Here is a 13,952-nt window from a genome sequence, read left to right on the forward strand (position 1 = left end):
CTCGTCAAAATCGTCGCATGCGCCGATCGTCCCGCAAACGACCAGAAGAAGCACCTCGGGTAACGGATGGGCGACCCGCCATTGCTCCCGCTCATCCTCAACGAGACTAAAATGGTCCAGCAAAACCCGCAGCCGCGGGCGATCGTCTTCAAACATGTCGGCCTCCAAATCACCGACACTCTTGAATCACACCCAAACCGTTCAGGGAAGAAACGTTAACCCGAGTTCAGAGCCGTGCCAGCGACGCATCAATTCCCACAACATAGTCCCCGCTTGTCCCCCGCTTGATGCTTGGGGCCGAAATCATCGGACCCGCTTCACCATCGTCGCTCTGAGGCACAGTCATCTTCTTGGCTATGCGGAGCGCCGCCCCATTGCGGCATCTGGCTTCGTCGTTTGAGCGCGCCCTCACAACGGGCATGCTAGATCGGAAACAGATATCAATCTTCACAGCGCCTCTTCGAGTTCCGGCAGTGCCTCGAAGAGATCGGCGACGAGGCCGTAGTCGGCGATCTGGAAGATCGGTGCCTCCTCGTCCTTGTTGATGGCGACGATGACCTTCGAGTCCTTCATGCCGGCGAGATGCTGGATGGCGCCTGATATGCCGCAGGCGATGTAAAGCTGCGGTGCCACCACCTTGCCGGTCTGGCCGACCTGCCAGTCGTTCGGCGCGTAGCCGGCATCGACGGCAGCGCGGGAGGCGCCAACGGCCGCCCCGAGCTTGTCGGCAACCGGCAGAATGACTTCCTTGAACTTCTCCGCCGAACCGAGTGCGCGTCCGCCCGAGATGATGATCTTGGCCGAGGTCAGTTCCGGACGATCGGAGGTCGACAGCGCATCGGCGACGAAGCTCGAAAGACCGGGATTGGCGACCGCCGGGATTGCCTCGACAGTGGCCGAACCGTCTTCTGCGGCGGAAGCGAAGGAGGCGGTGCGCACGGTGATCACCTTCTTGGCATCGCTTGCCTGCACCGTCTGGATGGCATTGCCGGCATAGATCGGCCGCTTGAAGGTGTTGGACGAAACCACCTCGATGATTTCCGAGACCTGGGCGACATCGAGGAGAGCTGCGACACGCGGCATGACGTTCTTGCCGACCGAGGTAGCAGCCGTCAGGATGGTGTCATAACCTGCCGCCAGCGAGACGATGAGATCGGCAAGCGGTTCGGCGAGATTGTTGGCAAGCTCGTCGCTTTCGGCCAGCAGCACCTTGGAGACGCCGGCAAGCTTGGCGGCGGCATCGGCCGCAGCCTTGGCGGCTTTGCCGGCCACCAGCACATGGATATCGCCGCCGATCTGAGTGGCCGCCGTCAGCGCCTTGGCGGTCTGGTCGGAAAGATGGGCATTGTCGTGGTCAGCCAGAAGAAGAATGGCCATGGTGAAGTTCTCCCTTTCTATCCTCAGAGCACGCCGGCTTCGGTCTTCAGCTTCTCGACCAGTTCGGCGACCGACTTGACCTTGACGCCTGCCTTGCGGCCGGACGGCTCTTCGGTCTTCAGCACCTTCAGCCGCGGTGTCGTATCGACGCCGAAATCGGCAGGCGCCTTCTTGTCGAGCGGCTTCTTCTTCGCCTTCATGATGTTCGGCAGCGAGGCGTAACGCGGCTCGTTGAGGCGAAGATCCGTGGTCACCACCGCCGGCAGCTTGACCTCGATCGTCTGCAGGCCGCCATCGACCTCGCGGGTCACCTTGGCTTTTCCCTCGCCGATCTCGATCTTCGAGGCGAAGGTCGCCTGCGCCGAACCCAAGAGGGCCGCCAGCATCTGGCCGGTCTGGTTCGAGTCATCATCGATCGCCTGCTTGCCGACGATGATCAGGCCCGGCTGTTCGGCATCGGCAACACCTTTGAGGATCTTGGCGACGGCCAGCGGCTCGACCTGATCTTCGGTCTCGACCAGGATGGCGCGATCCGCGCCCATGGCAAGGGCGGTGCGCAATGTCTCCTCGGCCTTGGCCGGTCCGATCGACACCACCACCACTTCCTCGGCCTTGCCGGCCTCCTTCAGCCGCAGCGCTTCTTCGACCGAAATCTCGTCGAACGGGTTCATCGACATCTTCACATTCGCAAGCTCGACGCCCGAACCATCCGGCTTCACCCGGATCTTCACGTTGTAATCAACTACCCGCTTCACGGGAACGAGAATCTTCATGTGCAGCACTCCTGATCAGCGGCTCGGAACCGGCGTATCGCCGCAATAATCATAAAAGCCTCTGGCGACTTTGCGTCCTAGCCATCCCGCTTCGACATATTTCACCAACAGTGGACATGGGCGGTACTTGCTGTCCGCCAGGCCTTCATGCAGAACGTTCATGATGGCGAGGCAGGTATCGAGGCCGATGAAATCAGCCAGTTCCAGCGGTCCCATCGGATGATTCGCGCCAAGCTTCATGCTCTGATCGATGTCGAAAACCGAACCGACACCCTCGTAAAGCGTATAAACGGCTTCGTTGATCATCGGGACCAGAATCCGGTTCACGATAAAGGCGGGGTAATCCTCCGCAACGACTGCGGTTTTGCCGAGTCGTTGTACGACGGCGCGGACAGCCTCGAAAGTCTCGTTGCTGGTCACGATTCCACGAATGAGCTCGACGAGCTGCATGACCGGAACCGGATTCATGAAGTGGAGGCCCATAAACTGCTCGGGCTTTCGAGTCCGTCCGGCTAGACGGGTGATCGAGAGCGAAGACGTGTTTGAGGTGAGGATCGCTTCCGGCTTCAGGTGAGGTCGGAGATCGTCGAATAATTTCAGCTTGACCGGCTCGCTCTCCGCCGCCGTCTCGATGATCAGATCGAGCGTGCCAAGTTCGGGCAGGTTTACGGTCGTCCTGAGGCGTCCAACGGCGCTCAACATTGCCTCGGCCGCGATCGTTCCCCGTGCCACCTGCCGGTCCATATCCTCGCTAATTTTGGCGACCGCGGCGACGAGCCGATCCGCGTCGACGTCCATCAGCGAGACCTCGAATCCCGCAATTGCAAGCACATGAGCGATACCGCTGCCCATCTGCCCGGCGCCGAGCACTCCGATGGTTTCGATCGTCATTTCGTGTCTACCCTCGACTCTTCGGAAGAAAAGCTCCAGCGTCCAGCACCCAAAAGCGGCGAGGCACTGTCGAGCGTGAGGAGGCTGCGCGACAAGCCGATCGGCGTTCTCAGGCCGGACAAGCCTTCCGGAGCGATCTTAAGCCGGCGCGCCTTGATCTGCGGATCGTCGATCGCCTCGGCGACGCTATTGATCGGTCCTCCCGGAACACCCGCCCCTTCAAGTGCGGCGATCAGTTCTGCTTTCGGCCGAAGTCGCGTCTTTTCCGCAATTATCGCGCAAAGCTTCTCGCGGTTTTCCACTCGTGCGGGATTGGTGGCGTAGGCCGGGTCTCCGGCGAGCGCAGCGAGATCCAGCAGGTCGCAAAGGGATGCGAACTGCCGATCGTTGCCACAAGCGATAATGAGATGACCGTCGAAGGCCGGGAAAACCTGATAGGGCACGATATTCGGATGAGCGTTTCCCATACGGTGAGGCACGTTGCCGGTTGCGAGATAATTCATGGCCTGGTTGGCAAGGACGGAAACTCCGACGTCGAAGAGCGCCAGATCGACATGCTGGCCAACGCCGGAGCGGTCGCGCTCGGCAAGCGCTGCCTGAATGCCGATGACGCCGTAAAGTCCGGTAAAGACGTCGATCCAGGCGACGCCGACTTTCTGCGGTTCACCGTCTGGCTCACCGGTCAGGTCCATAATTCCGCACATACCCTGTATGAGGAAATCGTATCCTGGCTGACGGGCGCGCGGGCCTGTCTGACCGAAACCGGTCACCGAAGCGTAGACGATCCGCGGATTGATCGCGGCGATGCTTTCATAATCGAGACCGAATTTTTGCAGCCCGGCAACTTTGAAGTTCTCAATCACAACGTCAGCTTCTGCGATCAATGCTTTGACGCGCTCAAGACCCTCGGGATCGCCGAAGTCACAAATGACCGACGACTTGCCTCGGTTTGCCGCATGAAAATACGCCGCCACCTTCTCAGCGCCGCCCTTACCGTCCGGGCGTTCGATAAAGGGTGGCCCCCAACTGCGGGTGTCGTCGCCCTGCGGGCTTTCCACCTTGATAACCTCGGCGCCGAGATCGGCGAGTGTCTGGCCGATCCAGGGACCGGCAAGGATGCGGGCAAGTTCGACGACTTTCAGGCCGGCAAGCGGTGCACTGTTCGGACCGCCCATCAGAAGAACGCCTGAATACCGGTCTGGGCGCGGCCGAGGATCAGTGCGTGGACATCATGCGTGCCCTCATAGGTGTTGACCGTTTCAAGGTTCTGGGAATGGCGCATGACGTGGTATTCGATCTGGATGCCGTTGCCGCCGTGCATGTCACGGGCTTGCCTGGCGATATCGAGCGCCTTGCCGCAGTTGTTGCGCTTGACGATAGAAATCATTTCCGGCGCGAACTTGTGCTCGTCCATCAGGCGCCCTACGCGGAGTGAAGCCTGCAGCCCCAGTGCAATCTCCGTCTGCATGTCCGCCAGCCTCCTCTGGAAGAGTTGAGCGCCAGCCAGCGGTTTGCCAAATTGAACGCGGTCCAGTCCATATTGCCGCGAACGCAACCAGCAATCCTCGGCAGCGCCGAGCACGCCCCAGGAAATGCCATAACGGGCGCGGTTCAGGCAGCCGAACGGCCCCTTGAGACCCGAAACATTCGGCAGCAGGGCGTCCTCGCCGATCTCGACGCCGTCCATCACGATCTCGCCGGTGATCGAGGCACGCAGCGACAGCTTGCCGCCGATCTTCGGCGCCGACAGGCCTTTCATGCCCTTTTCGAGGATGAAACCGCGGATCTGGCGGTTATGAGCTTCCGACTTCGCCCAGACAACGAAGACATCGGCGATCGGCGCATTGGAGATCCACATCTTTGAGCCGCGCAGGCGGTACCCGCCGTCGATTTTCTCGGCGCGGGTCTTCATGTCGCCGGGATCGGAGCCGGCATCCGGCTCGGTCAGACCGAAGCAGCCGATCAATTCCCCGGATACGAGGCCCGGTAGATACTTGTCTCGCTGTTCTTCCGAGCCATAGGCATAGATCGGATAGATCACCAGCGACGACTGGACGCTCATCATCGACCGATAGCCTGAATCGACGCGTTCGACCTCGCGCGCAACCAGGCCGTAAGAGACGAAGTTGGCGCCAGCCGCCCCATATTTTTCCGGCAACGTTACGCCGAGAAGCCCGGCCCTGCCCATCAGCCGGAAGAGACCGGGATCAGTCTTCTCCTCAAGATAGGCATCCCCCACGTGCGGCAGCAATTCGGCCTCTGCAAAGGCCTTGGCAGCATCGCGGATCATGCGTTCCTCTTCAGAGAGCTGCTCCTCCAAGAGGAAGGGATCGTCCCACGCAAACGCGCTCGTCTGTGCGGAAGACATGGCTGTGGCGGAATTTGTCGTCACGGATTTCCCTCGAATGAAATGCGACCTCGGATATCGAAGCTGCTTGCTCATGCATTTACCGATTGTGTTTCGCGAGAAATAACCCTATTTAGATGTGATCTAATTCATAAAATGCATAGGTTTGATGCGCCCGCGTCGGTTCCTTCCCTCCATGAGCCTCCTCTCTGCGTTCGAAGCCGTCTTGCGCACCGGCTCAACGGCGGCGGCGGCGCGTGAGCTTGATTTGACACAGAGCACTGTGAGCCGCCTCGTGCAGAATCTGGAGCAGCAGCTTGGCCGGCCGCTCTTCGAGCGACACAGGCAGAAGCTCATTCCGACGGAAGCAGCCCATGCCTACGGGCGGAACGTGAGCCGCGCGCTCGATCTCATCCAGCGGGGCAGCATGGAATTCGCCGCCAACCCAGGCGGCGGCACCCTGTCGCTGGCTATCCTGCCGGCTTTCGGTACGCGATGGCTGGCGCCGCGGTTGGGCGCATTCCTGGTCAAACATCCAGGTATCACGATCAACCTCGCGACGCGGCTCAAGCGCTTTAACTTTGCCGCCGAGAGTTTTGACGCAGCCATTCATTTTGGAGCAGACGATTGGCGGGATGCCGACCATATGAAACTCTTCGAGGAGCGCCTGACGGCGTGCATTTCGCCAGCGCTCCTCGCTGAACATCCGATTGACGACATCGCGGACATGGCGAGGTTGCCACTTCTGCAACTGGAAACCAGGCCGACCGGCTGGAGGATCTGGTTTGCCGCTCAGGGAGCGCGACCGGCGAACGTGACGGGGATGCTTTTCGACCAGTTCGCGACGATGACGCAGTCGGCGATCTCCGGGCTCGGCGTGGCTCTTCTTCCGGCCTATCTCGCTGACACTGAAATAATCGAAGGGCGCCTGGTACCGGTCCTGAAGAGATCGGTGCCGGGCTCGGGGTCCTACTGGCTCGTCTGGCCGCAATCGCGGACCAATTACCCGCCGCTCGAAGCTTTCCGCGCCTGGCTGGCCAAAGAAAAGGTCTCGGGAACCTCGTGAGTCTTAGCAGCAAGACGGGAAGCGGCTGTGTCGTTTTCGTGACAGTCATCATCGCCACATTATAGTCGGCCCGAGCTTGTGGGCATGCATGATGTGTCCCTCATTTCGGGCAACGGATCGTGTCCCGCCGGGTAGTGTAGGTCCTGAGGATTAGATGGCCATCAGTTTTTTTCCGGCAGGGTCGGGCTGTTCAAGACCAACCTGATGGAAAGACACCGATGACCGACGATATGATGAACGTGCGCTCGCTTGTTGAGAAGAGTGCCGATGCCGATTTGCTACGGGAGATGATCGGCGTTGCCGCCGAACGGCTGATGGAGCTGGAGGTCGGCAGTGCGACCGGTGCTGGCTACGGCGAGAAGAACGCGATGCGGCTGGCCCAACGCAACGGCTACCGCGACCGAGACTGGGACACGTCGCATGGCGGAAAAGGCTCTGACGGCTGTTATCCAGGAAGCTTACATCCAAGGCATCTCAACGCGTTCCGTCGACGATCTCGTCAAGGCGATGGGTATGAGCGGCATCTCCAAGAGCCAGGTGAGCCCTCTGTGCGAGGAGATCGATGTCAAGGTCAAGGTTTTCCTCGAAAGACCCATCGACGGGCTGGCCCTATCTCTGGATCGATGCCCACCTATCTGAAGGTCCGGCGCGGTGGCCGCATTGTTTCCGTTGCCGTTATCATCGCCGTCGGCGTCAATACCGATGGCAGGCGCGAGGCTCTGGGCATGGAAGTTGGCACTCCCGAAGCCGAGCCGATCTGGACGGAGTCCCTGCGTAGGCTCGCCCGCCGAGGTCTGCGCGGTGTGAAGCTCGTCGTCTCCGATGCTCATGAGGGCCTCAAGGCCGCCGTCACCAAGGTTCTCAGTGCCACATGGCAAAGATGCCGGGTTCACTTCATGAGGAACGTGCTGGCGCACGCCGGAAAGAGCGGCAGACGCGTCGTATCCGCCTTCATCGCCACTGCTTTTGCTCAGGACACATCGGAGGCGGCGAGCACCCAGTGGCGCAACGTCGCCGTCCAGATCCGGCCGAAAGTGCAGAAGCTCGCCGCCATCATGAATGATGCCGAAGAGGATGTGCTCGCCTGCATGACCTTCCCGAAAGAGCACCGGGTCAATTGCATTCAACAAATCCGATCGAACATCTCAATGGCAAATCAAGCGACGCACCGAGGTCGTTGGCATCTTTCCCAACGACGAAGCCATCGTCCGTCTCGTCGGCGCACTGCTGCCCGAGCAAAACGATGACTGGGCCGTCCAACGTGCCAGGTACATGACACTTGAGACAATGGCATCAATGAGCGATGATCCGGAAATCAGCCTGCCTGCAGTCACGCGCTGAAATCCCACTCCGGCGCTCGCCGGAAAACACGGCTACCTGCCGGAAGCTACACCAATCCCTTAGGCTGAGACACGATCGGGAAACGTGAAACAGCGCATGGGTAGTGCCTCCGGATGACGCTGGTCCGAGTTGAGTCGGCAATTCCGGGCCGTCCTCATTTCGAAGCTAGGCGTACTGAGCTATCGGCGCGAATATCGCCTCTCTTTGAACGTGGCGAGCGACGGCAACCTTGTTACGGATGGAAGTCTGCCGAACCTCTTGTTGACGATCCAGGATCGTTGATCGGATGATCGGATGTGTGGAGGGGCGGAATGTTCGGTCGCCTGCGTAGAGGGGGCACCTCTGGCGATCTCGCGTTTCGTAAGCCAACCAAACCGCCTTCGCGTGGATGACTGGCTCAACGCTTGCAGGCGCGCGCCCTTTGCCGGTTTGTCGCGTATTCGCGCGAAGCTTCGCGTTCTGCCGCGCGACGATCAAGGTGGAAGTTCCTCCCAGATCGCCGCGCTATAGCGTTCCGCCATTCGTTCCGCTGATCCTTTGTCGATTATAGTTTATATCGAGGCCACCACGCGTGCATCAATCTAAATCAGACGCAAGTTCACGTCCCTAACCCAATATCCCGCCATGCCTCGACGCTCGGTGGTCCAGCGCAGACTGATATTTTAGTACGCTCGCCGATCTCATAGACGACCGCGCCAACGGTCATCGGTTCCGTCGCCAGTTGCGGGGCAACTAGCGAAACCTCACCGCCGGCCCGGCATGCCGCCAGTGCCGCCTTGACATCATCCGTGGTTACCCGCACGTCATCAAGATCGAGATGCAAGCTTTGGAGGCGACCGCGCGAACTATCGCTTCCTGCGAGGGGTATTGTCGCCGAACGCCTGTCGTCGCTCGCAAGCGGATGATTGGTATGCAGCGAACATCTAGACTTAGTAGCGAGCGGCAATACTTTGCCCGCGGAGCATTCGACAGTCGCGATGTTCTGACGGTCTCCCAATTGATAGTTCTGTCCCGAGGCGTGCGGAACGTCATGCAGGAACCTAATGGCGTCCGACACGCTCGAGCAGGCGAGGGCGCCTCGCATCACGAAAGCCACTGGCAACCCTGTCGGGCTGACAGCCAGTTGTGATAAGGTGTTCACACAGACGCCGACCCCGCGCTCGGACACGCCCATCAGGCCAATCAGACCTGCAGATGTGAAGACCATGGTCTCACCGGCTTCCGAGTCCTGCGTTTTCAGCAAAACCTGCGCCCCGTCGTGCCATCGTGGCAAGTCCATTGTTTGAGCAATTATTGTCGGGATAGGCCCGCAGGGGGCGATTGCAAGGCTGGAGCAATGTCCGTCTCCAGTGGAGCGGCCGAACCACCACTCCTCATCCAGTAGCTGGAGCGCAAATGCGGTTTCGTGGGCGATGTTGGATCCTTCCGCTATTCCTGCAACCTCTTCGGCGAGGTGGGGTGTGTATCGCTTCACCGCATCGCCGAACCGTGTTGCCGCCAAGAAGCGCGGAATGAACGTCTTGGCGGTGACGCCGTAGGCTTCCGCGATGGCGTCATGCCAGCGCATTATCTTTTCAGCGATAGCGGTGCGCAGCGCTTCTCCATGAGTGCGTCCTCGTTGACGGGGCGACCCAGCGCAGTCAATGACGGAAAGGAGATCGGTCTTCATTGGTCCTCCAATTTAAATGCGTGTCGCAAGCGGTGTTGCAACGGTATCGGCGTTTCAATCTCAGAACACCTCGAGAAGACGCTTCGTACGTGGTGTTAGGATTTCGAAACCTTCCTCTGTAATTGCAATGGAATCACCGAACCCGGCGGCGACCTCCCCAAACACTCTGAACGAGTAGCACGCGTGGAAGCACATCCCCGGCACGAGAATCTGGTCAGACTCTGCCAGCCAGATCGAGTTTTCAGGCCAGGACGGAGGAAAGGCCAGGCCGACGGGATAGGCCTTCCACGACCTGAATTTCTCAGTCAGGTAGTCAGCCAAAGTGGAGCCTACTATTCGGGTTCCAAGGCGAGTTCGCGCGTCCAAACTCATCAGTTCGCACTTCGTGCTAGTCAGAACGTCTCGCATAGTTCGGCGGGGCTTCAGATTGCTATAAAGTGTCTCAAGACAATGGAGCGCGACATCTGACAGAAGGCGTGTACTATCTGACGCACGCCCTGCTATCGCCGTGGAATAAAGCGGCGCGTTATAGCGCTCATGGACCCCACTCATCTCCATGATGATGGGGTCGCCCCGCTTGATCTTGTTCCTACGAAACGAAGAATGCACTATAGCATGCCAATCTCCGGTACGGATGATGGGATCAATGGAGAAATATTCACTGCCTGCGCGGATCATACCTGCAGACGCCGCCGCGGCAATGTCATTGTCGGTGATGCCCTCCTGGATGATCGCTTCTGCTGCCGTCAGACCAGCTACCGAATAAAGCCCGGCCTTGCGCATATAGGTAATCTCTGTTGGGGACTTTACGGCACGAATGCGAGTGACCAAACCGGACGCATCGGCCACTATTGCATTAGGAAATGCAGAGCACAGTTTCGAGTAGGCATACGGAGTTAGTCCCTTTTGCCGACTCTCCAAGCCAATTTTTTTCGGCGTTGAATTTAAACTGTCTATGATTAAGGCTAGTTCCGTACCAGCCTCATCCATGCGACTCCACATTATCGACTCGATGCGCTCGACATTAGTATGGACGCGGCCAAGATCGACCTCCAGATCGCAAACATGGAGAACTAGGTTTCCCTGCGCAGGAAGGATCAAGCAGGAATACCAGTCCGATACCAATGTTTGAAAACCTGTTAGATAGCAGATATTGGAAAGGTCGGTAACGAGCAGCACGTCAATCTCAGCTTGCGCCATTTTCTCGCGCACGCGCTGAACGCGATAGTTGTAGTCTTTCTGCTCGAAAGCCGTAAACTTAAACGGTTGAACCTTTGGAGTCGCTTCAGTAGTAGTCATTGAACGATGCTTTCTGTGATGGTGGAGGCGTCGGGCGCAACGGCATACGCCTAAATGCGTCCGGGCGAACTCGGCTCGAATGCTGGATGAGAAAGAGCCTTTTCTGTGTTCTGCGTGTCGGTTCGCCGGTCGACTAATTTCCGCAGTTTATTGCACTCACTCGGTGCAGTGTCCACAACGATCCTGTCCGATTCTCGAACTGCGAGTCTCCATCTTTAGTTGAGGAAACAACAAGCGCGGTTGCGATGCGGCAGTTACTCTCGTCTGAAGCTAGACCATTTGTAATTCCCTGTGTTTGTGGCTGGGACAAGCCTCAGTCTGCTCCTTTCAGCGACATCGGTACTTCTGATAGTTAGAATGCATAGCGAACTCTCTCCTGCAATGCAACGCATGTTTTATAAGTTCAACTTGTGATGCAAACGTCCCGCTCTTTTTCAGGAGGACAAGGTCCTTGGGTCTTGTGATCAAAGAACCTCTGGACCTCTGGACCTTGATACGAAATCGTGGCGATACCGCTCACCTCAGCAAAACATCGCTATCACCGTGACAAAGCAAGGCGGTCCTCGGCGTGGGGATACGTCGAGATCGAGATTGGCGTTTTGAAAAGCCAATGCCTCGACCGCAAGATCGACGACAAACACAGGATGATTGCAGAGATCAATGCTTGGCAGCAGCAGAGAAACGCGCAAAGGGCACAAATCCAATGGATGTTCACCACAAAAACAAAAGTACGCATTCGGCGAGTACCGCATTAATTTCGTATTTGCACGTGATAAGCTCTCGCAATGGATATCGACGAAGACAAGATCGACGATGCGGTGCTGGCGCTGTTGTGGCTGACGCTGCATGACGGGTATCGAGCCTGGAAGGGTTTGGACTGGGAGACGACGGATCGTTTGTTCAAGAAGGGGCTGATCGCCGATCCGGTGAACAAGTCGAAGTCGTTGATCTTAACGGATGAAGGCCTGCAACGGTCAGAGGAGCTGTTTCGGGAACTGTTTACGCGGCCGCCGCAATAGGTGCCGCCTTTTCGGCCTTCCAAGCCCACGGCAACAACTCGTCGATCCTGTTTGCCGGGTGGTCGGCGATACGGGCAAGCACATCGGCAAGCCAGGCCTGCGGATCGACATGGTTCATCTTTGCGGTGACGATCAAACTGTACATGGCGGCAGCTCGTTGACCACCACGGTCGGAGCCGGCGAATAGCCAAGCCTTTCTTCCCAATGCAATTCCGCGCAGCGAACGCTCTGCCGCGTTGTTCGACAGGCAGATCCGGCCATCGTCGAGGAAACGAGTAAACGATACCCAGCGGTTCAACATGTAGTCGAACGCTTTGGCCAGATCATTGTCGCGAGACAGCTTGGCACGTTGCTCGCGCACCCACCGCTCCATGTTGGCGATCAGTGGCTTGCTATGCTGCTGACGCGTCGCCTTGCGCTCATCGGCCGTCTGGCCATTGATCTGACGTTCGATCTCGAACAGCGCATCGATCCGGCGCACCATCTCGATGGCGATTGGTGAGATGACGGCAGCGGGTTTGCCCTGAGCCTTGCGCCGGGCATTGGCCTCGAGATCGGCCATGATGAAGAATGGTCGCCTTGCGTGCGCCCAGCACGCTGCCTCATAGATCGGACCTGGACTGCGATCAGGAAGATAGAGCTTGGTATAACCGCCATAGGCATCTGCTTGCAGGATGCCGCAATAGCCGGCCAGATGCGCCTGCGGATGGTCACCGCTGCGGTCGCGGGAATAATAGAACATCGCCGACGGCGGCGCCGTGCCACCGAACGGGGCATCATCGTGCACATATGTCCAGATCCGAGCAGTATCGGTCTTGCCGGCTGCGAGAACCGGAACCGTGGTATCGTCGCCGTGAATCCGCTCGGCTGCAAAGGTGTGAGCCTCGATCCGCCTCAGGATTGGATCAAGGGCATGGCAACAAGAACCGATAGCATCGGCTGCCGTCGACAGGCTGATTGACACGCCCTCAAGCGCAAATCGTTCCACCTGACGATTAAGGGGAATGTGTTGGCCGAATTTGTCGTAGAGGATCATCGCCAGAAGGCTTGGACCTGCCCAGCCTCTGGGAATGACGTGGAATGGGGCCGGTGCCTGGCTGATCTTCTCGCAGTCGCGGCAGGTGAACTTCTCGCGCACCGTCTGAATGACTTTCCAGGAGCGTGGAATGCTCTCCATCGTCTCGGTGACATCTTCGCCCAGCTTGCGCAGCCGGTCACTACCGCAGCAGCTGCAGGCGACCGGACCGGGCACAACGACACGCTCGCGCGGCAGGTGATCGGGGAATGGCTTCTTAACGGGGCGTTTGCGTGTGAAGCCGGCGACAGCAATGGGGGCGGCCGCAGCAATGGCCATTTCAGCGGCAAGTTCATCCTCGGTGGCCGCCGCCTCGGCATCCTCGAGCATCAGCTCCATTTGAGCGATCAGCCTGGCAGTCCGCTCCGATTTCTGACCACGCAATTGCCTTTGCAGCTTTTCGATATGGACCTTCTGACGCAGAATGGTGGCTTGATCGTCCGCTTCCTTGGCTTTGGCGACGGCAAGTTCGGCTAAGGCAACGGCGCGCTCCGCACGCGCCACGACCAGCTCTGCTTCAAGTGCAGCGGCATAATCGGAGTGGTTTTCCAGGCCGTTTTCCATGTCCGGATCAAACCACAAAGCCACTGATTTGCATAGCTTTTCTTCAAGGTTCGAGCCGCAAAATGCACCTATCCGGCGCTCGTCGGACGCCATGTCTGTTGCGGATTTCGCCAGTCTATTCCCTCAAGAAGGTAGGACATCTGCCCGGCTGTAAGGGCAATGGCTCCGTCCACTGTCGCCGGCCAAATAAAGTGGCCTCGGTCGAGCCGTTTGGCATAAAGCGATAGTCCGACACCGTCATGCCATAGGGCCTTGATCAATCGACCATTTCTCCCGCGGAAAACAAAAACGTCGCCCTGGAACGGATTGCGGCCAAGCCCCTCTTGCACGATGAGAGCCAACCCCTGCATACCCTTGCGCATATCGCAGTGACCGCTGGCAATCCACACTCTGACGTTCGAACTGATCGGGATCATCGTCCCTCCAGCACATCAAGCACGCGCGACAACGTCGAGGCATCAAAGTCACGAGTGACCCGCACCGACCGGCCCCGGCCAACATGGATTTCGATCGCAGAAGACGCCGTCGCAG

At 58.6% G+C, this 13,952-nt stretch carries 13 protein-coding genes and 1 pseudogene; 4 read left to right on the forward strand and 10 right to left on the reverse strand.

The window, feature by feature from the left end; all coding sequences use genetic code 11:
- The 6 genes from GA0061101_RS39110 to GA0061101_RS35215 all read right to left on the reverse strand — a co-directional run.
- A partial coding sequence (locus GA0061101_RS39110; protein WP_141694158.1) for a transposase family protein occupies positions 1-156 on the reverse strand: 156 nt, incomplete at its 3' end.
- Between the two features lie 291 nt (positions 157-447).
- The gene (locus GA0061101_RS35195; RefSeq protein WP_004128985.1) at positions 448-1,377 is read right to left on the reverse strand and encodes an electron transfer flavoprotein subunit alpha/FixB family protein; all 930 of its coding nucleotides are present in this window, start codon (positions 1,375-1,377) and stop codon (positions 448-450) included.
- 23 nt (positions 1,378-1,400) lie between these two features.
- Positions 1,401-2,150 (reverse strand): electron transfer flavoprotein subunit beta/FixA family protein, encoded by a 750-nt coding sequence (locus GA0061101_RS35200; protein ID WP_004128988.1) that lies wholly within the window; start codon positions 2,148-2,150, stop codon positions 1,401-1,403.
- Positions 2,151-2,165: 15 nt separating this feature from the next.
- Positions 2,166-3,041, reverse strand: a complete 876-nt coding sequence (locus tag GA0061101_RS35205) for a 3-hydroxybutyryl-CoA dehydrogenase (RefSeq protein WP_004128992.1) — start codon at positions 3,039-3,041, stop codon at positions 2,166-2,168.
- The gene (locus GA0061101_RS35210) at positions 3,038-4,216 is read right to left on the reverse strand and encodes a CaiB/BaiF CoA transferase family protein (protein WP_004128995.1); all 1,179 of its coding nucleotides are present in this window, start codon (positions 4,214-4,216) and stop codon (positions 3,038-3,040) included. The genes GA0061101_RS35205 and GA0061101_RS35210 overlap by 4 nt, the downstream gene beginning before the upstream one ends.
- Positions 4,216-5,409: an acyl-CoA dehydrogenase gene (locus GA0061101_RS35215; protein ID WP_015342015.1), complete on the reverse strand. Its 1,194-nt coding sequence runs from the start codon at positions 5,407-5,409 to the stop codon at positions 4,216-4,218. The genes GA0061101_RS35210 and GA0061101_RS35215 overlap by 1 nt, the downstream gene beginning before the upstream one ends.
- Positions 5,410-5,557: 148 nt before the next feature.
- Here GA0061101_RS35215 and GA0061101_RS35220 point away from each other — a divergent pair, with 148 nt between their 5' ends.
- Positions 5,558-6,454: a LysR family transcriptional regulator gene (locus tag GA0061101_RS35220; protein WP_004128999.1), complete on the forward strand. Its 897-nt coding sequence runs from the start codon at positions 5,558-5,560 to the stop codon at positions 6,452-6,454.
- 218 nt (positions 6,455-6,672) lie between these two features.
- Positions 6,673-7,795 (forward strand): annotated as a pseudogene (locus GA0061101_RS35225) (IS256 family transposase).
- Between the two features lie 598 nt (positions 7,796-8,393).
- On the opposite strand, the gene GA0061101_RS35230 reads toward GA0061101_RS35225, so the two are convergent.
- Positions 8,394-9,464: a C45 family autoproteolytic acyltransferase/hydrolase gene (locus tag GA0061101_RS35230; protein WP_004129003.1), complete on the reverse strand. Its 1,071-nt coding sequence runs from the start codon at positions 9,462-9,464 to the stop codon at positions 8,394-8,396.
- Between the two features lie 60 nt (positions 9,465-9,524).
- Complete coding sequence (locus GA0061101_RS35235) at positions 9,525-10,763, reverse strand: M24 family metallopeptidase (protein ID WP_004129006.1); 1,239 nt, start codon at positions 10,761-10,763, stop codon at positions 9,525-9,527.
- A 503-nt stretch (positions 10,764-11,266) separates the two neighbouring features.
- Between GA0061101_RS35235 and GA0061101_RS35240 the strand changes: the two genes are divergently transcribed.
- Together GA0061101_RS35240 and GA0061101_RS35245 are read left to right on the forward strand one after the other, a co-directional pair.
- Entirely contained in the window at positions 11,267-11,518 is a 252-nt protein-coding gene (locus GA0061101_RS35240; RefSeq protein ID WP_092577086.1) for a hypothetical protein, read from the forward strand.
- Positions 11,519-11,548: 30 nt separating this feature from the next.
- Positions 11,549-11,782: a DUF6429 family protein gene (locus GA0061101_RS35245; protein ID WP_004129017.1), complete on the forward strand. Its 234-nt coding sequence runs from the start codon at positions 11,549-11,551 to the stop codon at positions 11,780-11,782.
- Here the strand turns inward: GA0061101_RS35245 and tnpC are convergent.
- Complete coding sequence (tnpC, locus tag GA0061101_RS35250; protein WP_004129019.1) at positions 11,763-13,421, reverse strand: IS66 family transposase; 1,659 nt, start codon at positions 13,419-13,421, stop codon at positions 11,763-11,765. The genes GA0061101_RS35245 and tnpC overlap by 20 nt on opposite strands.
- Positions 13,422-13,489: 68 nt before the next feature.
- The gene (gene tnpB / locus GA0061101_RS35255; protein WP_004129022.1) at positions 13,490-13,837 is read right to left on the reverse strand and encodes an IS66 family insertion sequence element accessory protein TnpB; all 348 of its coding nucleotides are present in this window, start codon (positions 13,835-13,837) and stop codon (positions 13,490-13,492) included.
- Positions 13,838-13,952: the final 115 nt, after the last annotated feature.

The organism is Martinezella lusitana, assembly GCF_900094565.1.
GTDB lineage: Bacteria > Pseudomonadota > Alphaproteobacteria > Rhizobiales > Rhizobiaceae > Rhizobium > Rhizobium lusitanum.

Bases quoted from the DNA above. Each gene is read 5' to 3' on its own strand.
- GA0061101_RS35195 (WP_004128985.1), bottom strand. From the start codon at position 1,377: ATGGCCATTCTTCTTCTGGCTGACCACGACAATGCCCATCTTTCCGAC.
- GA0061101_RS35200 (WP_004128988.1), bottom strand. From the start codon at position 2,150: ATGAAGATTCTCGTTCCCGTGAAGCGGGTAGTTGATTACAACGTGAAG.
- GA0061101_RS35205 (WP_004128992.1), bottom strand. From the start codon at position 3,041: ATGACGATCGAAACCATCGGAGTGCTCGGCGCCGGGCAGATGGGCAGC.
- GA0061101_RS35210 (WP_004128995.1), bottom strand. From the start codon at position 4,216: ATGGGCGGTCCGAACAGTGCACCGCTTGCCGGCCTGAAAGTCGTCGAA.
- GA0061101_RS35215 (WP_015342015.1), bottom strand. From the start codon at position 5,409: ATGTCTTCCGCACAGACGAGCGCGTTTGCGTGGGACGATCCCTTCCTC.
- GA0061101_RS35220 (WP_004128999.1), top strand. From the start codon at position 5,558: ATGCGCCCGCGTCGGTTCCTTCCCTCCATGAGCCTCCTCTCTGCGTTC.
- GA0061101_RS35230 (WP_004129003.1), bottom strand. From the start codon at position 9,464: ATGAAGACCGATCTCCTTTCCGTCATTGACTGCGCTGGGTCGCCCCGT.
- GA0061101_RS35235 (WP_004129006.1), bottom strand. From the start codon at position 10,763: ATGACTACTACTGAAGCGACTCCAAAGGTTCAACCGTTTAAGTTTACG.
- GA0061101_RS35245 (WP_004129017.1), top strand. From the start codon at position 11,549: ATGGATATCGACGAAGACAAGATCGACGATGCGGTGCTGGCGCTGTTG.
- tnpC (WP_004129019.1), bottom strand. From the start codon at position 13,421: ATGGAAAACGGCCTGGAAAACCACTCCGATTATGCCGCTGCACTTGAA.
- tnpB (WP_004129022.1), bottom strand. From the start codon at position 13,837: ATGATCCCGATCAGTTCGAACGTCAGAGTGTGGATTGCCAGCGGTCAC.